General features: G+C 38.4%; 21 protein-coding genes, 3 tRNA genes and 3 pseudogenes. 23 read left to right on the forward strand and 4 right to left on the reverse strand.

What is annotated here, in order from left to right; all coding sequences use genetic code 11:
* From H540_RS29935 to H540_RS0116100, 7 genes and pseudogenes are all read left to right on the forward strand, one after another.
* Positions 1-220 (forward strand): annotated as a pseudogene (locus H540_RS29935) (IS4 family transposase); the annotation flags it as partial.
* Positions 221-637: 417 nt separating this feature from the next.
* Positions 638-847: a hypothetical protein gene (locus tag H540_RS0116070; RefSeq protein ID WP_028401531.1), complete on the forward strand. Its 210-nt coding sequence runs from the start codon at positions 638-640 to the stop codon at positions 845-847.
* A 20-nt stretch (positions 848-867) separates the two neighbouring features.
* Positions 868-1,026 (forward strand): hypothetical protein, encoded by a 159-nt coding sequence (locus H540_RS33280; protein WP_155891044.1) that lies wholly within the window; start codon positions 868-870, stop codon positions 1,024-1,026.
* Positions 1,027-1,146: 120 nt separating this feature from the next.
* Positions 1,147-1,917: a DUF817 domain-containing protein gene (locus H540_RS0116080; protein WP_028401532.1), complete on the forward strand. Its 771-nt coding sequence runs from the start codon at positions 1,147-1,149 to the stop codon at positions 1,915-1,917.
* A 760-nt stretch (positions 1,918-2,677) separates the two neighbouring features.
* Positions 2,678-3,388 carry a FadR/GntR family transcriptional regulator gene (locus H540_RS0116085; protein WP_028401533.1) on the forward strand — a complete coding sequence of 237 codons (711 nt, stop codon included), beginning with the start codon at positions 2,678-2,680 and terminating at the stop codon, positions 3,386-3,388.
* 468 nt (positions 3,389-3,856) lie between these two features.
* Positions 3,857-4,489, forward strand: coding sequence for a FadR/GntR family transcriptional regulator (locus H540_RS31455; RefSeq protein ID WP_028401534.1), 633 nt, complete (start codon positions 3,857-3,859; stop codon positions 4,487-4,489).
* An 82-nt stretch (positions 4,490-4,571) separates the two neighbouring features.
* Complete coding sequence (locus tag H540_RS0116100; RefSeq protein WP_028401535.1) at positions 4,572-5,060, forward strand: GNAT family N-acetyltransferase; 489 nt, start codon at positions 4,572-4,574, stop codon at positions 5,058-5,060.
* Positions 5,061-5,215: 155 nt separating this feature from the next.
* Here H540_RS0116100 and H540_RS34075 read toward each other — a convergent pair whose 3' ends face one another.
* Positions 5,216-5,389 carry a hypothetical protein gene (locus H540_RS34075; protein WP_169729579.1) on the reverse strand — a complete coding sequence of 58 codons (174 nt, stop codon included), beginning with the start codon at positions 5,387-5,389 and terminating at the stop codon, positions 5,216-5,218.
* A 331-nt stretch (positions 5,390-5,720) separates the two neighbouring features.
* Between H540_RS34075 and H540_RS0116110 the strand changes: the two are divergent.
* The 5 genes and pseudogenes from H540_RS0116110 to H540_RS0116125 all read left to right on the forward strand — a co-directional run.
* Positions 5,721-6,116: pseudogene (locus tag H540_RS0116110) on the forward strand (serine hydrolase); the annotation flags it as partial.
* An 89-nt stretch (positions 6,117-6,205) separates the two neighbouring features.
* On the forward strand, positions 6,206-6,844 hold the full coding sequence (locus H540_RS0116115; protein WP_034671195.1) for a spore coat protein: 639 nt from the start codon (positions 6,206-6,208) through the stop codon (positions 6,842-6,844).
* Between the two features lie 175 nt (positions 6,845-7,019).
* A tRNA-Val gene (locus H540_RS33285) sits at positions 7,020-7,115 on the forward strand.
* 10 nt (positions 7,116-7,125) lie between these two features.
* Positions 7,126-7,196 (forward strand) — tRNA-Cys (locus tag H540_RS0116120).
* A gap of 20 nt (positions 7,197-7,216) precedes the next feature.
* Positions 7,217-7,297, forward strand: a tRNA-Leu gene (locus tag H540_RS0116125).
* 1,219 nt (positions 7,298-8,516) lie between these two features.
* Here the strand turns inward: H540_RS0116125 and H540_RS0116130 are convergent.
* Positions 8,517-8,705 (reverse strand): hypothetical protein, encoded by a 189-nt coding sequence (locus H540_RS0116130; protein WP_028401538.1) that lies wholly within the window; start codon positions 8,703-8,705, stop codon positions 8,517-8,519.
* 627 nt (positions 8,706-9,332) lie between these two features.
* On the opposite strand from H540_RS0116130, the gene H540_RS0116135 reads away from it, so the two are divergent.
* The 10 genes and pseudogenes from H540_RS0116135 to H540_RS0116180 all read left to right on the forward strand — a co-directional run bounded on the left by H540_RS0116135 (position 9,333) and on the right by H540_RS0116180 (position 22,524).
* A complete protein-coding gene (locus H540_RS0116135) occupies positions 9,333-10,796 on the forward strand; it encodes an NADP-dependent glyceraldehyde-3-phosphate dehydrogenase (RefSeq protein WP_028401539.1) in 1,464 nt (487 codons plus the stop codon).
* A gap of 261 nt (positions 10,797-11,057) precedes the next feature.
* Entirely contained in the window at positions 11,058-11,915 is an 858-nt protein-coding gene (locus H540_RS0116140) for a class II fructose-bisphosphate aldolase (protein ID WP_028401540.1), read from the forward strand.
* Between the two features lie 621 nt (positions 11,916-12,536).
* Positions 12,537-13,496 (forward strand): 6-phosphofructokinase, encoded by a 960-nt coding sequence (gene pfkA / locus H540_RS0116150; RefSeq protein ID WP_028401541.1) that lies wholly within the window; start codon positions 12,537-12,539, stop codon positions 13,494-13,496.
* A 37-nt stretch (positions 13,497-13,533) separates the two neighbouring features.
* Positions 13,534-15,297: a phosphoenolpyruvate--protein phosphotransferase gene (gene ptsP / locus H540_RS0116155; protein WP_162144540.1), complete on the forward strand. Its 1,764-nt coding sequence runs from the start codon at positions 13,534-13,536 to the stop codon at positions 15,295-15,297.
* A gap of 303 nt (positions 15,298-15,600) precedes the next feature.
* Positions 15,601-18,366 (forward strand): phosphoenolpyruvate carboxylase, encoded by a 2,766-nt coding sequence (gene ppc / locus H540_RS0116160; protein ID WP_034671190.1) that lies wholly within the window; start codon positions 15,601-15,603, stop codon positions 18,364-18,366.
* Positions 18,367-18,721: 355 nt separating this feature from the next.
* Positions 18,722-19,849 carry an NAD(P)/FAD-dependent oxidoreductase gene (locus H540_RS0116165; protein WP_028401544.1) on the forward strand — a complete coding sequence of 376 codons (1,128 nt, stop codon included), beginning with the start codon at positions 18,722-18,724 and terminating at the stop codon, positions 19,847-19,849.
* Between the two features lie 88 nt (positions 19,850-19,937).
* The gene (locus tag H540_RS0116170; RefSeq protein ID WP_028401545.1) at positions 19,938-20,312 is read left to right on the forward strand and encodes a nucleotide excision repair endonuclease; all 375 of its coding nucleotides are present in this window, start codon (positions 19,938-19,940) and stop codon (positions 20,310-20,312) included.
* 259 nt (positions 20,313-20,571) lie between these two features.
* Positions 20,572-20,658, forward strand: a pseudogene (locus H540_RS34695) (IS6 family transposase); the annotation flags it as partial.
* A gap of 205 nt (positions 20,659-20,863) precedes the next feature.
* Positions 20,864-21,307, forward strand: coding sequence for a helical membrane plugin domain-containing protein (locus tag H540_RS0116175; RefSeq protein ID WP_028401546.1), 444 nt, complete (start codon positions 20,864-20,866; stop codon positions 21,305-21,307).
* A gap of 38 nt (positions 21,308-21,345) precedes the next feature.
* Positions 21,346-22,524, forward strand: coding sequence for an NAD(P)/FAD-dependent oxidoreductase (locus tag H540_RS0116180; protein ID WP_028401547.1), 1,179 nt, complete (start codon positions 21,346-21,348; stop codon positions 22,522-22,524).
* Positions 22,525-22,747: 223 nt separating this feature from the next.
* Here H540_RS0116180 and H540_RS0116185 read toward each other — a convergent pair whose 3' ends face one another.
* Positions 22,748-24,292, reverse strand: coding sequence for a motility-associated ABC transporter substrate-binding family protein (locus H540_RS0116185; protein ID WP_028401548.1), 1,545 nt, complete (start codon positions 24,290-24,292; stop codon positions 22,748-22,750).
* Between the two features lie 537 nt (positions 24,293-24,829).
* A complete protein-coding gene (locus H540_RS32200; protein WP_081415168.1) occupies positions 24,830-24,979 on the reverse strand; it encodes an FbpB family small basic protein in 150 nt (49 codons plus the stop codon).
* Between the two features lie 416 nt (positions 24,980-25,395).
* Between H540_RS32200 and H540_RS32205 the strand changes: the two genes are divergently transcribed.
* The coding region (locus tag H540_RS32205) for a helix-turn-helix domain-containing protein (protein WP_155891045.1) at positions 25,396-25,500 on the forward strand (105 nt) is incomplete at its 3' end.

The raw sequence follows: 25,500 nt of genomic DNA on the forward strand, positions 1-25,500 counted from the left end.
ACTAAGCGAATATAAAGCAATGTACATAATTAAAGATTACTTCTTACTTTTTCATCAAGCATTACAAAAAAACACCCAAGAATTATCAAAGGTTCTCCTTCGTCTGTTTAACCTCCTACAGCAAAACGGACGAAAATCTCATCGGTACGAGAAAAAGACAGTCTTTGATATTTTGGGTGTTGTTTATAATTATACCACTCCGGCTCATCAGGTAGCATAGTTAAAAAATAAACCCATTCGGGTTTATTTGGTATGCGTACTTTTAAAACATCTGTAAAAGGTAATAAAAAACTACTTGGAAAACCTTAACTTTTATATCCAAATGTATCTTAAGTTGATGGATGTGTGGCTGTACCCCTATAAGAAAAGGCAAATCCTCTTGTGAGGTGTTTCGTATGGCGGCTGTACTCCGTTTCGGGTATGGCTTTTTTTAGTTATTGTTGGAGGATTTTTTCATTTTATCTCTGTTTTTGCTGTATTCTTATGTTAGGTTATCAATCTGTCTATACACTTACATTTTTGTCTATCCGTTTTTTTATTTATTCCAAGTCTGGGGAAAGAATCAGGAGATGCTTGGTATGTTGCGAAATCATCATACACACATTCTCAATATGTACAGATTGAGCGGGGTAACATCATGCGTGCTGCAGACTTATCTAAGAGATTTTTCACTACAGGAAAGTTAGGAGATTCACTACAACAAAGTTACACCTTTTTTAAAAAGCCACAGTTATCGGAATCGGATGTAGTAGAATTCCGCACAAAAGCTTTGGAAATTCGTGATTCTTTACAAGTCATCAAGCCATATAGCGAAGCGTGTATTGAGCTTCGAACAGTTGCGCCATAAAGAGAGGAAGTGAGTGTGCTATGGATAATTTTTTGAACCGTTTTGTGGATGATATTTGTGGTTTTAGTATCATTTTACATGAGGAGGATTCTTCTACTATTGTGGATATTCCTTGTGGGGAGTGGCGCTACCCTTCTAGTACAAAATGCTTTGCACCTAAAGATAACTTCTTTAAATAGCCTTTTAAAATAAAAGAAATTATTCGGCGGTGAACCTATGTACATAACCCTAAATCTATTTAGCTACTATACTAAGCAGGACTTACATATATTCAGAAAAAACCTTTGGAGGCACAAATCATGAGAGCACTAAAACAACTCGTTCGTTTTGGTTGGGAGCAGGCCCTATCATGTTTGTTTCCTGTCGTTATTTTTGCCTCTTTGGCTTTTACACAAATCATGCCACTTCCCTTCCTACCACGGTATGACTGGCTGCTCATCATCTGCCTTCTGATGCAGTGGTGGATGGTGCGTTCTGGGCTTGAAACACGGGATGAACTAAAGGTTATCACATTGTTCCACCTTATTGGACTTGCTCTTGAACTTTTCAAGGTACATATGGGCTCCTGGTCTTATCCAGAGGAAGGATATTTCAAAATTTTTGGAGTACCTTTGTATAGCGGATTCATGTACGCAAGTGTAGCGAGTTATCTTTGCCAGGCGTGGAGGAGGTTTAAGGTTGAACTGGTTAAGTGGCCACCGTTTTTGGTAGTTTTACCTCTTGCAGCTGCGATTTATTTGAATTTTTTCACCCACCATTATTGGATTGACGTTCGTTGGTGGTTATCTGGACTTGTAATTATCGTCTTTTGGCAATCATGGGTCACATACGAGGTTGATGGAACTCGTTACCGTATGCCACTCGCACTTTCTTTTGTGCTCATCGGATTTTTTATATGGATAGCTGAAAATATCGCAACGTTCTTTGGAGCTTGGGAATATCCAAACCAAACCGATGCATGGAGTCTCGTTCATCTAGGAAAGGTGAGTTCATGGCTCTTATTAGTGATTGTTAGCTTTCTTATAGTAGCAACGTTAAAGCAGGTTAAGGGAAAAATTCCACTAGGATAGATACTAGTCAATTTTTATAACCGTTAAGAACCCTCTTTTAAAAAAGTCGGATCCTTAGAATAGTAAGGAATTCGACTTTTTTTAGGTTTAAGTTCTCCTAGCGTACAAAATTCCGAATAAGGGGTAGCACGCACATTTTAACGTTTTTATACGCTAAGAGAATCTCAAAACTCAATATTGCTGATTTCAATTGAGATTTTGATTTTGATTTTGAGATAAGTTTTGATACACATTTAAATTTAATGGGATTTCTATGACATTTTAAGATGAAACCATTCAGTCTCAAATACCAACGTTTTTGGAACTCTTATCAAGAGTATTAAACAGATTTTGTCCCTCATTTTAAGGAGCATCATCAAATCATCCAATCTTGTACTTTCCATCTATACGTATTTGAGAGACAATCATATGTATAAGTAATACAGGACATGTTGAACCGTAGGAACTACGGGGATAGTCTGCTAAGATAACGAAACGATCGTTTCGTGTTCGCAGGAATCTCCCACTTCTAAACGAAGTGAAAGTGGGGGTAGTTCAATTTTTGCTAATTAATTCAAATAAACTGGTTAAATTAAAGATATCCTTCACACAATTTATATGGAAGATGCATATAAGTCCGAAGATGCATCTTGAATAAACTCATACCTTTCCCGACTTGCTTACAAATGAGTATCATTGTACAATATAAGATACAATTAGATATAATGAAATCAAAAAAGGTCTGACAATATTAACTTTAATATAGTGGGAGGTGTTGAATATGGCACTTGAAGTTATCAAGAGAAGAAACTTATATGAGGAAATTGTTTCTCAGATTATACGGTTTATTCAGGAAAAAAATATTAAACCAGGCGAAAAGTTACCTTCTGAAAATGAACTTGTGGAGATATTTCAGGTCAGTAAGACTGCAGTTAGAGAGGCACTTAGCGTTCTCGTAGCCAAAGGGATTGTAGAAAAACGTCCAGGTGTGGGTAGTATACTAAAGGAGCTGAATGGCGGTACCTTAATCGAACCTATTACAAGCAAACTTATAATGGAAAAGCAGGTGTTAAGAGAACTCTTAGAGTTTCGTAGAGGGTTAGAGATTGAATCTGCGGCACTTGCTGCTGAAAGGGCGACTAATGAGCAATTAGAAGCGATTGAAAATGCCCATTTGGAATTAATTGAAGTGAATCGTAAGGGAGAAATTGGGATTGAGGAAGATTTCCGCTTTCATTATTTAATTCTCATTTCATCTGGTAACTCAATTTATGAGAACATATTTGATTCCATGTCCACCAAATTCATGGAAGCTCTTAAAATTACTAAAAATCAATCGAAGAAATTATCAAAACTATATTTAGAAGAGGCCCATGTAGAACATGAACGAATTCTGAATGCCTTAAAACAAAGGAATCCGGCTGAAGCTCGATTGGCCATGCTTGATCATCTTCATAAAAATGAAATAAAAATCTGGAATAATGAGCTTTAAGTTTTACAGTGCTGATTAAATTTGTATGGTAGGTAAGCATCTACAATCTTTTTTTACAAAAAGGTCTGACTATAATATCATTATTACTCTTTAGATTAAAGAGATAATGATTTGAAGCTTGAAACGCAATCATAAATTGACTATATTTAAATGCCTAAACCTAATATGTTTTTGGCTTTCTTCAACCAAACGGTGCGTTTCTGCAATAGCAGGAACGCTTTTTTAATTACCATAAATGGTGAAGCGCCGATTTTTGCGATTCATGGATGGGTTAACGGGAGCAGATTAAGTTGTATAGGTAGGGGGCAGACACATGCCCCTTAGCTTGACGGGCATGTGTCAGGACTTCCTAACCTCAGATAAGATTTACAGAAAAACTTTCATCAAGTTTACCACATTTTTTGAGTTATCCGCTTCTACTTTGCTAAAATAAAGATATTACAATGAAAATGACTCGGAGGTTATTACATGGATAAAATAAAACTCAATCCCGTTCAACGTTTACCAAGAACGTTTGAACAAGTTTCAAAACAAATTGTTAACTATTTAACATCTGAAAAATTATCAAACAGATCAAAACTTCCTACAGAAAGAACTCTTAGTACTTTATTAGGAGTAAGCCGGTCATCACTTCGAGAGGGACTACGCGTTTTGGAACTGTTAGGATACTTGGATTCAAGACAAGGAGAAGGAACTTTTGTATCTGAACCGCCTCCTTTTATCGTTCCTAGTCGGGTATTAACGCAAAAATTGGATCCTGCATCCCTTAAGCATTACTATGAAATATCCATCATGTGTGCGGAACAAATCGTAATGTTATCGCTCCAAGAATCAATAGATAATAATATATTTAAATCTAAGTCCAATTCCCCTAATAACTTTTGGTCTGAATTTGCGTACTGGATAGAATCCCTCAGTTCACAGCTACAAAACCCGTATTTTCTTTCATTATGGCAAAATACTTACCATTTATTAATTGAAAATAATTATTTTTTACATCGAGACGCTCCAGTAGAGATAAACACATTTGTAGAAAGTTTTGCGGAAAAGGATGAATCGAAGCTCAAACAATTATTATTCACTCTATCCAGAATCACTTGAATGGCTTTTCACAACTTATTAAAGGCACTTCACTATATAATTTAATTTAGGAGAATGATTCAATTTTGGAGGAATAATGGGTATGTTAAAAATACGAAATGTAAAAATAGAAGATTTACCTGAACTTGTAGTCATTGAACATCTTTGCTTTTCAAAAGAAGAGGCTGCGACGAGAGAAGCAATTGAAAAGCGCATTCGGTTCATTCCGGACAGTTTTTTTGTAGCTGAAGAGAATGGTGTAATCGTGGGTTTAGTGAATGGACCAATTATTGAAACAGCATTCATTACAGATGACTTGTTTAGTGATATAAAGGAAAATCCAGCGTCTGGCGGTCATCAAAGCATTTTAGGATTAGCGGTGTCCCCACATTTTCAAAAACGAGGCGTAGCATCAAAGTTACTTACACATCTTGAAAAAGAAGCAAGAGTGAATAAACGTGAAACGATTACACTTACATGTAAAGAGAACTTAATTCGCTTCTATGAAAGCCATGGATACCTCAACATTGGTGTTTCAAGTTCTCAGCATGGCGGAGCCATTTGGTACAACATGAGTAAAAAATTGCAGTAAATGTTTTATCAGCTTTATTAGAGAACTTCGCTATCCCATAGCTTTTAATATAGGAAGTGAGGAGCAATATATACAAAATAAAAAGCCATCCTGATGGGATGGCCTTTTGGTTAACAGAATTCATGTTATTCTAATGTCTTGGTGTAATAGATATTCTAACCTACTTTACTTTCTTCTACGGCATGTTGCCAACTTGGGTAATAATACAAAGCACTCCGCATTAAATCAGGATAAAGCTGTTTTACCTCTTTTTTACGTAGAGATTTACCTTCGTTCTGTAACTTCTGGATTTGAGTAATGACTTCCTTTGATGTTAATGTGACATCCATTCTTCATTCCTCCCTTTCCAAGTTATCCTTATTATCTTTCCCATTGGCTAACAAATTAAAACTGTAAACATAGTTGCATATTCGTCGCACCCATGTTTCAACAAAGCTTAGCATATAGAATTGGTATTGTGAAGAAATCTGCTCTGTATAATGAGCCTCTTATTTTTGTGATGGGAGGTTTTTTCATGCTTTTTGCCTAATTATAGAGAATTATACTCCTAGTTTCCAAAAAATTATCCATCGCTCTAATATCTTATTAGAATCCAGTGCTACTAAAGAACAGGCTGAAATGGCTCAATTAATTGCCCAACAGGCAGAAAAATCTTGTATGATTTCAAAAGTATTTATTTCTACTTCTATTATGCAGTTGCAAGAACATGGGAAGTTGAATATAACAGATCCTTTATCTAAATATATCCCTGATTTTCCAAGCGGAAATCAAATTAAGCTATATAATTTATTAACTCACACGTCAGGTATTCCGGAACATTCAGAACCAAACGAGAAAATTTCCCATGATAATTTAATCAAGAATTATGCCCTCGGTTTATATAGGGATCCCACAAGCTACTCTGATCACGGCGTGCTCCCAGGATGGAACAGTCTAAACAGCTTCAGCCAAAATGGAAATGAATTCATTGTATTGCTTTCCAATGTACAAAATGGCGTAAAATCACTGGGCGCCGTGAATAACCAAATTTATGTCATGTTAAGAAATAAACATTGAATACCTATATTTAATGATGAATAACTCTTGTTTCTTGATACATAATAACTGTGGCTATGACCAATATCATTAGGAGGAGATATAAAATGATGCAAAATCAGCAAGGACAAATGCACCAAAATATGCATACAGGGAATGTACCTCAACAGATGAATCACGGTGGTCACGAAGTATTCGATGTACATGAATTACTATCAGGAACAATTGATACATTGAATCAGTACATGTTATTGCGCCAACATGTAAAAGACCAAGAATTACTTGATATTCTTGATCGCCAATATAAATTTATCCAAGATGAATACAACATAACAGTAGAATGTTTCAAAACAGGACAAGATCCTTCAAAACGAACACAAAGCTATAAAATGAAGCAAGACAATGACTTCGTGTATGGTTTAAAAGCGACTCAGCCGAAAAAACCGATACAATCTGTATCGGAAATTACAGACGAATGTATTTCGAGCTGCATGCTTGGAGCTGTAAAATCTGGTGCATCCTTAAAGACAATGGTAGCACTTGAAGTAACAAATCCGGTTGTACGTCGCGTGCTTGCTGATTCTGTTCCAAACTGCATTGAAATGGCTTATGAAATCTCCATATATCAAAACAAACACCATTACTATCAAGTACCGCAGCTTGCACAGCAAGATATGGAGCAACTGCTAAACTCGTACGCACCTGCTCAAGGTCAGCCGCAACCACCAAATAACAATATAACTCATTAAAAAGAGAGAGACTATTACAAAAAGGGGGGGGATGAGAATATGTTGCCCGTCAAGATATCCCCCCTTAGACGCAAGAACGCTATCCTTTCTTAATCATTCTAAAGTAAAGAAAGGATAGCATTTATTAATGAGGATTTCTAATGTTTAAGTTTGAGGAAGTGGACTAGACTTTTATGGAGAGTTTGATCCTGGCTCAGGATGAACGCATCACTGGGAGAGCATCTGCCTTACAAGCAGAGGGGCGGCGGTTCGAGCCCGTCATTCTCCACCATTTAAGAAATGGCGGCATAGCCAAGTGGTAAGGCAGAGGTCTGCAAAACCTTTATCACTGGTTCGAATCCGGTTGCTGCCTTTTTAACAGTATTATATCATGCCGGTGTGGCGGAATTGGCAGACGCGCACGACTCAAAATCGTGTTCCTCTGGAGTGCCGGTTCGCCCCCGACCACTGGTAGCTGAATATCGCATACCAAAGCGATGAAATCAACGTTTCTTACACTTTGTAGGGAATGTTTTTTATTCATCTCCAATACGATTCTTAGAAAAAAATCATATACATAAAATCGTGTGCGTACCTGTCATTTAAACAAGGAGGAATTAAAAAATGGCAAGGCGTACAAACGAATTATCAATTCATGGATAAAGCAACAGGACTTGTCTTAATAGGATTTGGATTAAAATTAGCCTTAGAGAGACATCGTTAATCAAAAACGTATAACTACTTATAACACTGATTATATGAACAAGGAATCCCCTCTAGCAATCTGGAGGGGATTTTTATAGGCTTTTAGATATATTGACTACCGATAATTCATGTTAAAGCGATTGAGGATTTATGTAATATACAGGAGAAGTACTAATCATGTCGAATAGTATATAGACAAATCAAACATAACAAAGGAGCTATGAACAGTTGATTTTATTTCGTATAAAATCGTAAAAAACTATATCAAACCGTGACCTTTAGGCTTGTATAGTCTGTTCCTTACTTTCAAGCCCCAGTGAGTGTAGAAGCAGGAAACTGTTTTAGCACGATGAACTGTTAATCTGGAGGTTTCAAAATATATATTGGTTCTAAAAAATAAAATGAGAGAGGAGGACTGGTTGGTTTGAGATGGTTTTATATGTTTTTATACATTTCAAATTAACCAGGAGAATAATATGTTATCTACTTTTTTGTTTGAGGTGTTTCCATATCTATTTTGGGGATTTGTCATCATATTTGGGATTGTTTCTTTAGTGAAAAAACAGCTCCGGGATAGTAGATAATTACTTATAATATGACTAATGTCTGTCAAAGAACATCCTAGGAGGGGAAACGAGGAGGAATAAGGCAACATGTCGTATATATCTATCATTTCTTGGGGGAATAGTAGCCCCTATGTGCTTGGTCATCTATCAAAGGATTGTTTCTGAAGTAGTTAAATATAAAGATGAGTAAAGAATTCCTGCATAAAATAAGCTGTTTAAAGCATCTTAAATGTGAACAAAAAACCCCTTCAGCAAGTTGGTCAAGACCCGAAGCTGAAGGGGTTTTTATGAAGTCATAGATACGTGGACTACTGATAAATTATGTTATGTAAAGAAAAACTGATCACAAGATCAAATTTTTTGTTTAGGCGTGTTCAGAAAACCATAGATTTTTTGCACCAGAACCGTTTGTACAATATAAATTAACCGACTTCTTTGTCGATTGCTTTTGTTAGGAGCGATAAATTCTTATCAATATCCGAGTTAACCCATTCCTTTACAGCCTCTACCCGAATAACTTTAAATATTGAATCCCATAAGCCAGAACCTTCACAAACATCCGTAGACCTAATAACATCCCTTACAAATTCTGGAACTGCATTATCAACCATAGTTGATCCTCCCCCTTTCCACCTCTTGCAATTCGACAGAAGGAGACAACTTCCTTTCTTCTATCTTATTCCGCAATAATAGCGCTTTCTCATGTCGATGAAATCGCTAACAAATGTGATCCGAAAACAAAAGGATGATTTCTGTATCAATTTTTGTAGTGCTACGGTTCTAGTGCAAAAACGTTAAGTTAATTCCAACTAATCTCTAAATTTTGAACATACTGATACTATTACTTTAAAAAGGTGCGTGATCAGTATGAAAAAACAAAATTTATTCAAGTGGAAGCATGGTCAGCCTGATATTATAAAGTGTGTTTGATTATGAGAATGTATACCAGGATTCAAAGCGGTTATCGATAAAAAAAGGTTCTTAATAATTAAAATGTTAAAAAAATTTATTGTGAAAAAAAAACAATCCTGTTAGAATAGACAAAAATAAGTATGAGGTTTTTATTCTAATCGGGACTTAACATGCCTAAGTGGGACGAAATATGCCCGGGCGGGACTTAATTTGTCCAACAGGGACTTAATGCCTCTATCATAGAACTTAATATGCCCTGTGTCGATTGTATTTTGAATTTCATATTTAAAAAAACTTTAAAATTATGATTACAAGGGGGTTTCTTTATGACATTCACTGCATTAACATCATCGTCCGTATCAACTTATAAGCTTTATATCAACGGGAAATGGGAACAAAGTAAATCTGGCCAGGCAATTGATATTCAATCACCTTATCTTTATGAGGCAATTGGGAAAGTACAAGCAATTACGAAAGAAGAAGTGGATGAGGCTATTCATTTTGCACAAAAAGCGCAAAAAGAATGGGCGGATATCTCCCTTCAAGAACGTGCGAAATATTTATATAAATGGGCAGATGAACTAGTAAACATGCAAGATGAAATTGCCGAAGTTATTAAGAAAGAAGTCGGTAAAAGTTATAAAGATGCCAAAAGTGAAGTAGTACGTACAGCGGATTTTATTCGCTATACAGTCGAAGAGGCGCTTCATATACATGGTGAAAGTATGAGAGGGGACAGCTTCCCAGGCGGTTCTCAATCTAAAATTGCAATCATTCAGCGCGTTCCGCTAGGTGTAGTATTGGCGATTCCTCCATTCAACTATCCGGTAAATTTAGCCGCTGCCAAATTGGCACCAGCCTTAATGGCAGGAAATGCTGTAATTTTTAAACCGGCTACGCAAGGTGCCATTAGCGGTACGAAAATGATTGAGGCTCTTCATAAAGCGGAGTTTCCAAAAGGACTTGTTAACCTAGTAACAGGTCGCGGCTCGGTGATTGGTGATTACTTAGTAGAGCATAAAGGCATCAACATGATTTCATTTACAGGTGGTACGAATACGGGTGTTAACCTGGCGAAAAAAGCGTCAATGGTTCCGCTTGTACTTGAACTCGGCGGAAAAGACCCTGGGATCGTGCGCGAAGATGCAGATTTGCAAGAAGCTGCAAAACATATTATCAGTGGTGCATTCTCTTATTCTGGGCAACGCTGCACAGCGATTAAGCGTGTGTTAGTACATGAAAGTGTAGCGAACGAGCTTATAGGAATTTTAAAAGAAGAAATCGAAAAATTATCTGTTGGTTCCCCAGAAGACGGCAGCATGGTTGTCCCTTTAATTGATGACCAATCAGCTAATTTTGTTCAAGGTTTAATTGACGATGCTATTAAAAAAGGGGCAACACTTGTAACAGGAAACAAGCGTGAACGCAATTTAGTTTATCCTACGCTTTTAGATCATGTGACAGAAGACATGCGTGTAGCCTGGGAAGAGCCATTCGGACCTGTATTACCCGTTATCCGTGTATCATCCGATGAAGAAGCCATCAACATTGCCAATGAGTCTGAATTTGGTTTACAAGCAAGTGTCTTTACAAAAGACATTAATAAAGCATTTGCGATCGCCAATAAGATTGAAACAGGTTCTGTCCAAATTAATGGACGTACAGAACGTGGTCCAGACCATTTTCCATTTATCGGTGTGAAAGGATCGGGTATGGGGGCACAAGGAATTCGTAAGAGCATCGAATCGATGACGCGGGAAAAAGTAACAGTGTTAAACCTTGCTGAATAATCTCAAAAGCAGCTTCAATTATCCTAAAAAGTGACTTTAATTAATCAAAGCTGCTATCAAATTATATGACGATGCTATTTTCTTAATGCATACTGTGCAGGAAATTATTTCATTTGTGAAAAATTGATTTGATTCAATAGCTGCAAATATACAGCCATTAGAAGCTGAAATAGCTATTGTGGTGGAGTATTGACGATTTTCATTATAATCCATAACAGGAAATAAAAAGTTTGGGTCTAACTTATTAAGGGGGATATTAATATGGCTTTAGTTTCAATGAAAGAGATGTTAAATAAGGCGTTAACAGAAGGTTATGCGGTTGGTCAGTTCAACATAAATAACTTGGAATGGACACAAGCAATTTTAGCTGCGGCTGAAGAAGAGAAATCTCCAGTTATCCTCGGTGTATCGGAAGGTGCTGCTCGTTATATGGGTGGTTTTAAAGTAGTAACAGCCATGGTGGAAGCTCTTATCGAGGAAATGAATATCACTGTTCCTGTAGCAATCCATTTAGACCATGGTTCTAGTTTCGAAAAATGCAAAGCTGCCATTGATGCTGGTTTTACATCGGTTATGATTGACGCGTCTCACCATCCATTTGAAGAAAATGTGGAAACAACTAAAAAGGTAGTTGAATATGCTCATGAGCGTGGTGTATCTGTTGAAGCTGAGCTAGGCACTGTTGGTGGACAAGAAGATGATGTGATTGCAGAAGGTGTTATCTACGCAGATCCAAAAGAATGTGAAGAGTTAGTAAAGCTTACTGGCATCGATTGTCTTGCGCCCGCGTTAGGTTCTGTTCATGGACCTTACAAAGGTGAGCCGAACTTAGGGTTCACAGAAATGGAACAAATTTGTAAAACAATCGGTATACCACTTGTTCTACATGGTGGTACAGGCATCCCAACAGATCAAATTCAAAAGTCAATCTCGTTAGGAACAGCTAAAATCAACGTAAACACGGAAAATCAAATTTCATTTGCGAAAGTAGTTCGTGAAGTATTAAGTGCAGACTCTGACGTATATGATCCACGCAAATTTATAGGGCCAGGTCGTGAGGCGATTAAAGAAACAGTTATTGGCAAAATTCGTGAATTTGGTTCTTTAAACAAAGCATAACTGATTCTGGTACAAAAAATCTATTAAACTCGGACATATTAATACTGTCAATCTAAAAAGGATGTGTATCTATATAAATGCAACTAGAAAAAAACATTTCTTTTAGGTGGGAGAGAGCATCCGACTAAGCGTAGAAGCGGTCAAACCCTTTTCGTGGCCCATGCAGGGGTAAACCAGAGAGAAGAAGCATACAATATTCCCTTTTAGTTGCACATAGCACATGGAAATGTCGAAATTATAATTCACTCATATATAGTATGCCGAGTGAAAACTTATTTAAGTGGAAGCGATGTATATGGTTAAAAAAAGGCAGCTTCAACTAGGGGAGAAGTCTGCCCCATATCAAGTGATGTTTATGAATCAATTGTTTGGCCTGACAGCATAAAAAGGATTCCGAGGGAGAATCCTTTTGTCTTTTTCAACTTCAGGCAATTTTCGCACCAGAACCGTTATTATTGGCGTCTGGTGGGTGAAAAAGAGGAAGCCATTCAAAATTAATACAAGTCTAAGTAAATCGATGTGTTAATTAGTCTAACTTTGATAAATAACAAGTCGTTTTATTTTAAGCAAATACAATGTGGCTTGTACATAAGACGTAGAAAAGAATGGGGGAAAACAAGCATGAAGAAGATTGCCGTATTAACCAGTGGCGGGGATGCACCGGGAATGAATGCCGCCATTCGTGCGGTCGTTCGAAGAGGGATCTTTAAGGGGTTAGAAGTGTATGGCGTACGAAATGGATATAACGGTTTAATGGCTGGGAATTTTGTACAAATGGATCTTGGAAGTGTAGGTGATATTATCCACCGAGGCGGAACTATCTTACGAAGTGCACGCAGTGAGAGATTCAAGACAGTGGAAGGACAGCACCAGGCGTTAGCGCACCTAAAAGAATTTGCCATTGATGGATTGGTCGTGATGGGGGGGGATGGATCTTTCAAAGGTGCAGGGAAATTAACCGCCCAAGGCTTCCCGACAATTGGCATCCCTGGAACGATTGATAATGACATTGCAGGGACGGACTATACGATTGGATTTGATACAGCTGTTAATACAGCTGTGGAGGCTATTGATAAAATTCGTGATACGGCTTCCTCTCATGAACGTACTTATGTCATTGAGGTCATGGGCCGCGATGCAGGGGACATTGCCCTATGGGCAGGAATGTGCGCTGGTGCAGAATCCATTATTATTCCAGAAGACAATTATGATATAGATGATGTAATCGAACGGATTCAGAAAGGACATAAACGTGGAAAAATGCATAGCATTATTGTGGTCGCTGAAGGAGTATGTAAAGGGACAGATGTTGGCCAACTGATTGAAGAGAAAACAGGGTTCGATACAAGAGTAACTGTACTGGGGCATCTTCAACGCGGAGGATCCCCTACTGCTTATGACCGGATGGTGGGCAGTCAGATGGGCGCAAAAGCTGTCGATTTATTAGTGGAAGGCGCAAAAGGGATCATGGTTGGGTGGAAAAATGGTCAGCTGATTCATGCACCTTTTGAAGAAGCAGCAAAAGATAAGCATGCGATTGATCTGTCTGTTTACCATTTAGCTAGAAGCCTATCCATATAAATCATATTTTTAAAATAAGTTTAATCGAAAACATAACATGAGAAAGAAAGGGGCTAATCAAACAGTGTCCATCATAATTAAAGGGATTGCAGCTTCTTCAGGCATTGCCATTGCCAAAACTTTTCGCTTAGAAAATCCAGAGTTAATTGTAGAAAAAACAGCAGTAACGAATACAGACCAGGAAGTAGAACGCTTTGAACAAGCGATCGAAACATCCAAATCAGAGCTTGAAGGAATCAAGGAGCATGCCCGTAAAGAACTTGGCGAGGATAAAGCAGAAATTTTTGCTGCCCATCTTCTGGTGTTAAGCGACCCGGAATTGATCCAGCCAATCAAAGACAAAATTAAGAGCGAGCAAGTCAATGCAGAATTTGTTTTAAACGAAGTGGGCACCATGTTTGTGAACATGTTTGAAGCAATGGACAACGAATATATGAAAGAGCGTGCTGCCGATATTCGTGATGTGACAAAACGCGTGTTATCGCATCTTTTAGGTGTGACGATTGCCAATCCAAGCATGATTTCAGAAGAAGTAGTGATTATCGCAGAAGATTTAACGCCTTCTGATACCGCCCAATTAAACCGCAAATATGTAAAAGGTTTTACAACGGATATTGGCGGACGTACATCGCATTCAGCGATTATGGCACGTTCCATGGAAATTCCGGCGGTTGTTGGTACGAAGACGGTAACAGCTGATATCGAAAACGGAACATTAGTCATCGTCGACGGTTTAGACGGCGAAGTAATCGTCAACCCAACCGAAGATGTTGTGAAGGTGTACGAAGATAAGAAAGCTGCTTACGAAGCTCAAAAAGCAAAGTGGGCCAAGCTTGTGAATGAGCGTACAGTATCATCTGACGGACATCACGTGGAGCTTGCTGCCAACATCGGTACGCCTGATGATGTAAAAGGCGTACTTGAAAATGGCGGTGAGGGCGTCGGTTTATACCGTACTGAATTTTTATACATGGGGCGCGACACACTTCCAACAGAAGAAGAGCAGTTTGACGCGTATAAAACGGTATTAGAACGAATGGAAGGTAAGCCGGTTGTTGTCCGCACTCTTGATATCGGAGGCGATAAAGAGCTTCCATATTTAGAACTTCCAAAGGAAATGAATCCATTCCTGGGATTCCGTGCGATTCGTCTATGTTTAGAAATGCAAGATATGTTCCGTACACAGCTTCGAGCGTTATTACGTGCAAGTGTATACGGCAATTTAAAAATTATGTTCCCGATGATTGCTACACTTGATGAATTCCGGCAAGCAAAAGCTATTTTAATGGAAGAAAAAGAGAAGCTTCAAAGCGAAGGTACCACTGTAGCGGAAGGCGTTGAAGTAGGCATGATGGTGGAAATCCCATCTTCCGCTGTGATGGCTGACCTGTTTGCAAAAGAAGTCGATTTCTTCTCGATTGGAACAAATGATTTAATTCAATATACGCTGGCAGCAGACCGCATGAATGAGCGTGTTTCTTATCTGTACCAGCCATACAATCCAGCCATCCTTCGTTTAATCAAAAATGTCATCGACGCAGCCCATAAAGAAGGAAAATGGGCAGGCATGTGCGGTGAGATGGCGGGAGACGAAATCGCTATCCCTATTCTTCTTGGTTTAGGATTAGACGAATTTTCTATGAGTGCTACTTCCATTTTACGAGCAAAAAGTCAGGTTCTTAAGTTATCAAAAGCAGAAATAAACTTAGTTATGGAACAAATTTTAAATATGACAACGTCTGAGGAAGTGGAGAGCTTTGTAAAGGATACATTTATAAAACAAACGACTCTTATTGTTTAATTTGGTTCTGGTGCGAAAATAATTTGCTAGAAACATAGAGCTATAACTTGCTAATTTGGAGATTATGCAGCGAATTCAAATAACCTATATACAAGTGAATAAAAAAACGTTGATAGTAGGGAGAGGTCATCCGGTGACGTGCAGAAGCACTCAAATCTTTGTAGTGGTTCATACAAAGGTAAACTAGAGAGAAGAAGCATATAATCCTCCCTTTTCGTTGCATATAGCACATGGAAATGTCGAAATTATCATTCACTCAAAGAACATGAAAATAAATTACCACTTTGAAGGGTTGTGAATACAATGACATTACAGTTTTCGGTGAAGGAGCAAGGTCAACTCGATTCTTTGCAACGAGATGTGAAGTTTCTAAGACATATATTGGACGAAGTTCTCCTTCATGAAGGGGGACAAGCTTTAGTTAATAAGATAGAGAAAATTCGTATGATAGCAAAATCACTACGAGATGGAAACGATTCTTCAGATTACGTAAAATTAAAAGAAGAAATCAGCAATTTGAAACCACCGTTAAGACAAAATATCATTCGTTCTTTCTCTATTTACTTACAGCTTGTCAATATTGCCGAACAAAATCACCGAATTAGACGCCGCCGTGAATATCAGTATCAGGAGAATGAATTGATTCAACCCGGTTCTCTCGAAGACGGTGTTACATCTTTAATTGAAAATCAAATTTCAGTTGATACGGTTGCTGGCTTGTTACAAACGTTATCGCTTGAACTGATTATTACAGCTCATCCAACAGAAGCAACAAGACGAACGGTGCTGCAAATTCACCAGCGTATCGCCAATGTGTTGAAACAACTGGATCAGCCATGCACAAAACGCGAAAGAAAAGCGCTTGAAGAGAGCTTATTCAATGAGATCACAGCTTTATGGCAAACGGACGAATTAAGGGATCAAAAGCTTACCGTCATGAATGAAGTGGCAAATGGACTCTATTATTTTGATGAAACTTTATTTGACGTGCTCCCGCAAATTCATCAGTCTTTAGAAGACTTGCTTTTTGAGACATACAATCAAAAATTGAATGTCCCTACTTTTCTTCGCTTTGGTTCTTGGATTGGCGGTGATCGTGACGGAAACCCAAATGTAACCGCGGAAACGACGTGGAGAACGTTAGAAAAACAACGTCACTTAGCTTTGCAAAAATATAGAGCTTCTCTTGAAGAATTAATGAAGCGATTAAGTCATTCTACAAAAAGAGTGCAAGTAAGCGATGAACTAATCGCTACAGTCGAAAAAGAAATGAGCTTGCTGGAAGGAAGAAAAAAGTGGCGAAATGCAGATGAAATATATCGCTGCAAAGTGACCATTATGCTTGAGAAACTGGAACATGTTGGTCGAAGCGATATCGGATACAAGTCTTCCGATGAATTGCTCCATGATTTATCTATCATTCAAAAAAGTATTGAAAGTCATCATCCGAATGGATATTCATTAAAATTGCTCCAAAAATTGAGACGACAAGTGGAATTGTTCGGATTTCATTTAGCTACTCTTGATATCCGAAATCATAGCGGAGAACATGAATCTGCGATTGCCGAAATTTTCCGAACCGTCAATATTGCTCCTGACTATAAAGCGTTGACAGAAGAGGAAAAAGTAGATGTTTTAACAAAAGTTTTACAGGATCGGCGACCATTAATTTCAATTTTTGATACGTACTCGCCGGAAACACAAGAAATAATTGAAGTCTTTCGAATGATTAGAAGAGCACAGATGGAATTTGGTGACCGTGCAATTGAAGTTTACTTGATTAGTATGACGCAATCTGTTAGCGATTTACTGGAGGTGCTCGTTTTAGCAAAAGAAGTTGGTTTATACCGAGTCTATCCAGACGGCCGGATTGTAAGCAAGCTGCATATTGCACCGCTCTTAGAGACAATCGATGATTTAACTGCCGGACCAAAAATGATGGAGCAATTATTCCAAATGGAGCTATATCGTAAGCATTTATCTGTTCGTAACGATTTGCAAGAAATCATGCTGGGTTACTCTGATGGCAGCAAGGATGGCGGTACACTTACAGCCAACTGGAAACTCTACAAAGCACAACAAGAAATTCATGATATGGCTAAAAAATATGATGTGCGCTTAAAGTTTTTCCACGGACGCGGCGGTTCTTTGGGACGCGGCGGTGGTCCTCTGAATCGCAGCCTTTTGTCACAGCCTGCAGAGACATTAGGAGATGGGGTAAAAATCACGGAACAAGGAGAAGTCTTATCCTCTCGTTATCTCCTTCCTGAAATTGCTTATCGCAGTCTTGAACAAGCAACCACTACGTTGCTTACAGCTATTGCGCATGTTTCAAATGAAGCGGAACAAAATCATTCCCGTTGTGCAGCATGGGAACACGCAATGGATGAAATTTCAGATCATGCTTTAACAAAGTATCAATCACTCGTTTTTGAAGATCCGGATTTCTTGACTTATTTCAAACAAGCCACTCCGTTGCTTGAACTTGGTGCTCTTAATATCGGTTCGAGACCGATGAGCCGAAAAGGAAGTGAGCGGTTTGAAGACTTACGGGCCATTCCTTGGGTATTCGCATGGACGCAAAGCCGTCAATTATTTCCCGCTTGGTTTGCATCTGGAACTGGATTACAATATTTTGCTGAGAAACAAGACGGTTTGAGTTTATTACAGGATATGTACAAAAAATGGCCGTTTTTCCGTTCGACAATCGACAATTTGCAAATGGCTTTAACAAAAGCTGATTTAACAACAGCAAAAGAGTATGCCAACATGGTCAAAGAGGAAACGATTGAACAAAGGATTTTTCATGAAATTATGGAAGAATATAATAAAACGAAAAAAATAATTTTACAAATTACAGAGCAAGCCGATTTGCTTGATCATATTCCAAATATTAAAGAATCGGTTCGCCTTCGTAATCCATATGTTGACCCGTTGAATTTTCTTCAAGTTCAACTAATTTCAGAGCTTCGTCAAAGAACAGAGAAGGATGACGATGCTAACGAATTGTTACGTGAGGTATTACTTACTATCAATGGTATTGCTGCAGGATTACGAAATACAGGTTGATATCTAGGCTAGGGATAAATTCAAGTGAACATCATCATAAGTGATTGCGAACTATAGAAATTATAATGGTATGCCTGATTAGAGCATCTGCAAAGAGGATTGTGTGGATGCTCTTTCTTGTGTTTAAGTTTCCTTTAACACTCATGCAACATTACTTCTTAATGAACAAATACATTTAAAAAAGCTAATAGATGAGATTTTGGGAGAAGAAAATTGTATTCGAGAGTTGATATGGAAGAAAAATTCTACTAAAAATGACTCTAAAAAGTTTGCTGTAGTCCATGATTATATGATTTGCTATGTTAAGGTAAAATAGATATATAATTGAAGAATCAAAACAGAAAAGGTGTTTTTTATGAAAACGTATATTGTAGTTGGAGCCGGAGTTCTTGGAGCATCTACCGCGTATCACCTCGCCAAGGAAGGAGCAAATGTTACATTGGTTGATCGTCAAGATCAGGGACAGGCGACTGATGCAGCAGCAGGGATCATCTGCCCTTGGCTTTCACAACGCCGTAATCAAACTTGGTACAAATTAGCAAAAGGCGGGGCCAAATACTATGCTGATTTGATTAAGCAATTGGAAGCAGATGGTGAAACGGATACAGGCTATAAACGAGTAGGCGCAATTAGTCTTCATACAGAGGATGAAAAACTGGATAAAATGGAGGAAAGGGCGCATAAACGGCGTCAGGATGCTCCGGAAATCGGTGAAATTACTCGCTTATCGCCGGCCGAAACTAAAATTTTATTTCCGCCTTTATCAGAACAGTATGGTGCTGTTCATATAAGCGGTGCGGCTCGTGTAAATGGAAGAGCTCTTCGTCAATCTCTTGTGAATGCTGCCAGAAAGCATGGAGCTGCCATTCTTCAAGGAGATGCCGCATTAGCCTGTCAAGACAACCAAGTCATTGGAATTGAGACAGAGGGGAGGACGTTACGATCTGATCAGGTTATTGTAACAGCGGGTGCTTGGGCAAACGAGTTATTGCAACCGCTGGGGGTTAATTTTTTAGTGACTTATCAAAAAGCGCAAATCGTTCATCTCCACATACCAGACATGGATACTAGCAGATGGCCAGTTGTTATGCCGCCAAATGATCAGTACATTCTCACATTTGAAGACGGTCGGGCGGTGGTAGGGGCAACACATGAAAATGGGACCGGACTCGACTGCCGGGTGACAGCAGGCGGACTCCATGAAATTTTTGATAAAGCGCTGTCAGTTGCTCCGGGTCTGGCGAATAGCACGATGCTTGAAACAAGGGTAGGATTTAGGCCGTTCACGCCAGGTTTTCTTCCTGTGATCGGCGCATTGCCCAAGTATGAAGGGCTGTTAATCGCCAATGGGCTCGGTGCTTCAGGGTTAACAGTAGGACCTTACCTAGGGTCTGAGCTTGCAAAGCTTGCTCTTGGCAAACCAACAGAAATCGACCTTAGTCACTATGATGTAGCTGGAGCACTAGAACGATCAGATGATTAATAAAACAATGCGGAATAAAGCTATTATGGTTTTTCTTTTATACTTGTGATATCATTTATTTCTATACAAAAAGAGGACGTGACCTACCGTGATAAAAATTGATATACCTGTACCGGACATTACCATTACAGAGCGACAACAATCACTCAAAGAAAATGAGCCGGTAATAAAGCCTATTCATGGGTTCATTGATTTCCACTTGATTCCAAGAGATAAAGGCGGCATTTTCCTGTTTTATAATATAAATGACGAGCTTCTTTTCGTTGGAAAAGCAAGGAAATTAAGGCAAAGAATTAAAAAGCATTTTGAGGACACTGCTTCACCAATTAAAATGTACAGAGATGAAGTGTATAAAATTGATATATGTTTAGTGGAAGATCCCACAGAAAGAGACATTTACGAAACATATATTATTAATAAACTTCAGGCGAAATACAATGTAGACAAAGTGTTCTTTAGATGAAATAATTTACAATATTTGTAATTGCTTATCGGATAAAGACAATGACTCATATAAAAAAGAACTAATAAGCTGAGGTAATCCTGCCTCGGCTTATTAGTTTTTTGCCGCTTCCAATGTTACGCTGAACCAAGCATAAGTAATTGAGGTGGTACCATTATTGTAAACAACGCTACATTCTTTATCTTAATCATGTTCTACATTCAGCACACTAGTCATGTGGAATGTTGTTTACTACTTGTGAGAAAAGACTATTAAATCAGATGAAAGAGTACGGTCGACAAATGATTCCTGGAGAGTCGATGAGACCTATATCAAGGTGAAACAAGAGTTGAATTTACTATTTCAAATTAGGTGATTTTTATATCTCCTTCAAAGTTTTCAATGGATCTAAAGAAAGAACATAAATAAAGATTTACTGGTAATGATAAGTTTAAAAGCATCTTTATTTTAATAAACCATTTTATTATTTTTGTGATTTTTTGTAAAATTTTATGAATTTCCCTTTAAGCCCGAAATTAAACAGTATTGCTTATCGTAAAGGAGAATTGGATATGTCGGAAACAATCACTCAAACAAAGCCTGAACAAGAATCACTAAAATTGTCTGCCCGCGTAGAACAGCTTGATGTACTTGAAGAGCTATTAAAACCAGAGGTTCAGGAATCCTTGACTGCCTTAGTGAAGCAATTGCCAAAATTGACTGAAATCGTAAGTATTTTGACTAAGTCTTATGATTTTGCTCAATCAGTTGCTACTGATGAAGTATTAAAGAATGATACTGTTGGAGCGATTCAAGAAATTGTAGAACCTGTAAAAGACACTGTGAAAAACATCGCGGCAACTGCTATAGAAGCGAAAGATCGTGCAGAGGAAAGCAATGAAGTTATCGGTCTTTTTGGCCTGTTAAAGATGCTAAAAGATCCACAAGCACAGAAGCTTTTCCGTTTCGTAAATGCTTATCTTCAAATCACTGGAGAACGCAACAGTCAAAGATAGTTCTTTTACATTTAATTAGTAAGGACGGAGGATAAACTATGTCAAAACATATTGTTATCTTAGGCGCAGGGTATGGCGGACTTCTAACTGCTTTAACCGTTCGCGAATATTTAAGTAAGGCTGATGCACAAGTTACCGTGGTAAATCAGTACCCAACACATCAAATCATCACAGAACTACACCGTCTTGCAGCAGGAAGCATTGCTGAAAAAGCCATAGCCATACCATTGGAAAAGCTTTTCAAAGGGAAGGATATCGATCTTAAGATCGCAAAGGTTGATTCATTTTCAGTAGATAATAAAGAAGTGAAACTTTCAGGTGGCTTCACTTTAACATATGATGCTCTTGTTGTCGGTTTGGGAAGCAAAACCGCTTACTTCGGTATTCCAGGACTTGAAGAATATAGCTTCGTGCTAAAATCTGTAGCGGATGCTGTCAAAATTCATAAACATATTGAAGATCGTATTCGTGAATATGCGAAGACCAAAAGTGAAGCTGATGCAACCATTTTAATTGGTGGTGGTGGATTAACCGGCGTTGAGTTAGTTGGTGAAATTGCCGATAAGCTTCCTGAGCTAGCTAGAAGCTATGGCGTAGATCCTAAAGAAGTGAAACTATTGCTTGTAGAAGCGGGTCCGAAAATTCTTCCAGTTTTACCAGATCATTTAATTGAACGCGCAACTGCTAGCTTAGAAGCGCGTGGCGTTCAATTCTTAACAGGTCTTCCTGTAACCAATGTTGAGGGAAATGTCATTGATTTGAAGGATGGCCAAAAGATTATAACAAATACTTTCGTTTGGACGGGTGGAGTACAAGGTAATCCTCTGGTAGGTGAATCAGGTCTTGAAGTGAATCGTGGACGTGCAACCGTTAATGAATATCTTCAATCTACTTCTCATAAAGACGTATTTGTTGCAGGTGACAGTGCGGTTTTCTTCGGGCCAGATGGCCGTCCATACCCGCCTACTGCACAGATTGCTTGGCAAATGGGGGAACTTATTGGCTACAATCTATACGCATACTTGGAAAACAAATCATTTAAAGAGTTTACCCCAGTAAACTCAGGAACACTTGCAAGCTTGGGCCGTAAAGATGCTGTTGCCACAATTGGAGCGAACTCAACTCCACTTAAAGGGCTACCAGCATCCCTAATGAAAGATGCAAGTAACGTTCGATATTTGTCACATATTAAAGCGATCTTTAACTTGGTTTATTAAATTAAACTGATATCGAAGTTCAAAACATCTTGTTTATATGAATGAACCTAGAGTTGAACATAGGATAAAGGAAGTCTGTATAATTTAATTAATCTTGGATATCCTAAGGATGTGAAATGTTATCATTTCACACACAACCCATAACAAAAAGGCTTCAGAGTGAGGAAGCCTTTTTGTTATGCTCTAAGCGTTCATAAGGTGATTTGTTCTACATTAATTAGAGTTAATTAATAGTTACCGCTTCTGTAACCTTAGCCGTAGTTCCTTGTCTCAGACGCAGGTTACCCGACCCGACTGTACCAGACTGAATTTGGACATTTAGCACTTTTTCTGCATGTCCGTTGCTATCGGTTGTGAGGGAGAAGGCAGCGCTGTAGCCGTAAGATAAGGGCCAAGTTCCGTCAGTGTTTTGAATCTTAGCTACCTGTAAGCCGCTGCCTGTGTAAATGCCAACAGAATAGTTGTTATAAGTTGTGTTAGGCGTTAATCCATTCGCATATACAGTGATTTGAAATGTTCGGGAATTCGGAAGCACGGATGGGTGTGAAAAGCCGTATCCGTTCTGGGTTATAACTGTTGTTGGATAGCCGTATGATCCAGCCTTGAAAGTAGAAGGATCGTACCATTTGTAGCCTGCCGGAGGTGCTGCCCACGGTTCTGCCTTAGGCTCGGCAGATTGACTCGGTTGTTCAAAAGAAGCAAGAGCCGTCGGTTGATCAAGCTGTAAACCAGCTACCTGATCTAAACTTGTATAGTTCTCTTTTTGCGCCAGCCAGTCTGTGATATTGTTTAAAAGCTTGGCATCGTTTTGTTCTTTATACCCGTCATAGGTCGTTTTCTTTTGGCCTGTATCTTCGCGTACATATTTAGGTGTAGCATCTTCTACGGCAGAAGAGTCGCCGATGAAGGCCGCTTTTCCCAAACCGATTTTTGCAACGGCCACGTAAGGCCCTTCAGCTACTCCGCCACCGTTGTACACGCCTTGGTCCACTGCATTCGCCCATTTTGGAATGTTTGTTGGCAAGTAGACAATTCCCTTTGCTTTTTTCGGATCAACGATAGCCAATGTAGAGCCTGCATGCATCGCTACCGTGGAAACGCCTTGAGTAATATTAAAGGATTGATCAGGGGATACAATCTGGTTGGCTGTTACATCCCCAATAGCATTGTAACGGAAACGAACACCGAAATTGGAAGCTAACCAATCGGAGCTCTCTACTCCTTGCATAGCTTGAGAAGAGGCTTCTTCTGTTGTCATTCCCTTAGCGGGGTCTGTCCAAGCACCGCGTCGATAGCCATTGAATACTTCCGAGGCATCCCAGCGATTCTTATTGCGATCTGCATTATAGTGGTCCGCGATGAAGAAGATGCTTCCGCCATTTTGTATATATTGCAGCATGGCATCCTGTTCTGACTTCTTATAAGGAATATTAGCTTCTGGCAGTACGAACATATCGTAGTTTTGCAAGTCTGCATATGTAATGGGTGTATTTTTACGAAGCTCTTTCACATAAAAACCGTCATTTGCCAATCCGTTACCGAAATCAGAGAATCCTCCATTAATGACCCAATCTGCTGCGCCAGCAGTTTGTCCATGTGTGTTATCGACAAGTACCTTTTTACCAGCATTACTGTTGATAACTGTCGCTTGTATTTCAGGTGCCGGATCAGTTGGCCCCTCAGCGAAGCTGCTTGGAATGACAGAATTTAATAATCCAAATCCGAGTGAAGCAGTTAGTAAAACATTTCCCCATTTGTTTTTTTTCATATACATTCCCCCAAAATGCATTATTAGATTAAGTTCTCTATTAATTTAACTTATTTTTCCATTCTAATAAATGTGATAATTGTTAATTTTTAGTTAATTAATAGTGTATCTAATAGTATATACCATTTGTTGGAAAATCAATAATGAGCATGTGCGTGATTTTAATATATCTCATAAGGGGGTTGCCCATGCCTATTAAGCTAAAGTTTTATGGCATTCACAAAACGAAAATTAAAGGTCTTATGCTCAAAGTTAGCTATGTGCTTAGGGAATGTTCAGTGAAGCATATCATAAGTAAAATTTGGAATGGGATAACATTTACTATATACAAGTGAATAAAAAAACCGTCTTTTGATAGTGGGGAGAGATCAAAAGACGTGCAGAAGCGGTCAAGTCTTTGTAGTGGTTTCATGCAAGGGTAAACTAGAGAGAAGAAGCATACGATACTCCCTTTTGGTTGCACATAACACATGGAAATGTCAAAATTATCATTCGCTCATATATAGTTCTATAAAAATACAAACAAAGCTAGCTTTGTTAAGCTAGCTTTGTCTTTGTAAATTCATGGCGTTTTTCTAGACGCTTTTCAATTTTTTCTAGTGCCTGTTTATCATTAAGTAATTTTTGTTTATTCTCTTGCACTAGCTCTTCAAATGATTTTTTATACTTACGATGATTCCATAACATAATAACACTCCTTAAATTAACTGAAAATTAATATTATATAAATAATAAAACAATTTCATCTTTTTAAACCGACATAAAATTGACAATTATGTGAAATCGATTTACTAAATCGGTTTATTTGTGAGAGAGGGTGATGTAAATGAAGCTGCAGCTTGCTTTAGAGCGTATGAGTATAGAAGAGGTAATTACTTTCACTAAAAAGGTGGAAGATTCTATCGACTGGGTAGATTAGAGAGGATTTTTAACGACTTTCCGAAAGAAGTCTCTCTCTTCAAGCGTGTGAAGGGTGTAGCCCAACGGTAAGGGGGAGATGAATTTCGGTTAGGTGCAAGACCGAAGAACATTTGTTCTTGTTTTGTGTTACATATTATGGTAAAATCGGTTTATCAAACAATCGTAAAGCGAGGTGAAATGATATGGCAAACAAAGCGTATAAGTTCCGAATCTACCCGACAGCCGCACAATGTGTTCTTCTTGCAAAAACCTTTGGCTGTGTTCGTTTCGTCTATAACAAAATGCTT

Source organism: Ectobacillus panaciterrae DSM 19096 (assembly GCF_000430785.1).
GTDB classification, from domain to species: Bacteria; Bacillota; Bacilli; order Bacillales; family Bacillaceae_G; genus Ectobacillus; species Ectobacillus panaciterrae.

Excerpts from the sequence above, each read along its gene's own strand:
- H540_RS0116070 (WP_028401531.1), top strand. The coding sequence starts at position 638 with ATGCGTGCTGCAGACTTATCTAAGAGATTTTTCACTACAGGAAAGTTA.
- H540_RS33280 (WP_155891044.1), top strand. The coding sequence starts at position 868 with ATGGATAATTTTTTGAACCGTTTTGTGGATGATATTTGTGGTTTTAGT.
- H540_RS0116080 (WP_028401532.1), top strand. The coding sequence starts at position 1,147 with ATGAGAGCACTAAAACAACTCGTTCGTTTTGGTTGGGAGCAGGCCCTA.
- H540_RS0116085 (WP_028401533.1), top strand. The coding sequence starts at position 2,678 with ATGGCACTTGAAGTTATCAAGAGAAGAAACTTATATGAGGAAATTGTT.
- H540_RS31455 (WP_028401534.1), top strand. The coding sequence starts at position 3,857 with ATGGATAAAATAAAACTCAATCCCGTTCAACGTTTACCAAGAACGTTT.
- H540_RS0116100 (WP_028401535.1), top strand. The coding sequence starts at position 4,572 with ATGTTAAAAATACGAAATGTAAAAATAGAAGATTTACCTGAACTTGTA.
- H540_RS34075 (WP_169729579.1), bottom strand. The coding sequence starts at position 5,389 with ATGGATGTCACATTAACATCAAAGGAAGTCATTACTCAAATCCAGAAG.
- H540_RS0116115 (WP_034671195.1), top strand. The coding sequence starts at position 6,206 with ATGCAAAATCAGCAAGGACAAATGCACCAAAATATGCATACAGGGAAT.
- H540_RS0116130 (WP_028401538.1), bottom strand. The coding sequence starts at position 8,705 with ATGGTTGATAATGCAGTTCCAGAATTTGTAAGGGATGTTATTAGGTCT.
- H540_RS0116135 (WP_028401539.1), top strand. The coding sequence starts at position 9,333 with ATGACATTCACTGCATTAACATCATCGTCCGTATCAACTTATAAGCTT.
- H540_RS0116140 (WP_028401540.1), top strand. The coding sequence starts at position 11,058 with ATGGCTTTAGTTTCAATGAAAGAGATGTTAAATAAGGCGTTAACAGAA.
- pfkA (WP_028401541.1), top strand. The coding sequence starts at position 12,537 with ATGAAGAAGATTGCCGTATTAACCAGTGGCGGGGATGCACCGGGAATG.
- ptsP (WP_162144540.1), top strand. The coding sequence starts at position 13,534 with ATGAGAAAGAAAGGGGCTAATCAAACAGTGTCCATCATAATTAAAGGG.
- ppc (WP_034671190.1), top strand. The coding sequence starts at position 15,601 with ATGACATTACAGTTTTCGGTGAAGGAGCAAGGTCAACTCGATTCTTTG.
- H540_RS0116165 (WP_028401544.1), top strand. The coding sequence starts at position 18,722 with ATGAAAACGTATATTGTAGTTGGAGCCGGAGTTCTTGGAGCATCTACC.
- H540_RS0116175 (WP_028401546.1), top strand. The coding sequence starts at position 20,864 with ATGTCGGAAACAATCACTCAAACAAAGCCTGAACAAGAATCACTAAAA.
- H540_RS0116180 (WP_028401547.1), top strand. The coding sequence starts at position 21,346 with ATGTCAAAACATATTGTTATCTTAGGCGCAGGGTATGGCGGACTTCTA.
- H540_RS0116185 (WP_028401548.1), bottom strand. The coding sequence starts at position 24,292 with ATGAAAAAAAACAAATGGGGAAATGTTTTACTAACTGCTTCACTCGGA.
- H540_RS32200 (WP_081415168.1), bottom strand. The coding sequence starts at position 24,979 with ATGTTATGGAATCATCGTAAGTATAAAAAATCATTTGAAGAGCTAGTG.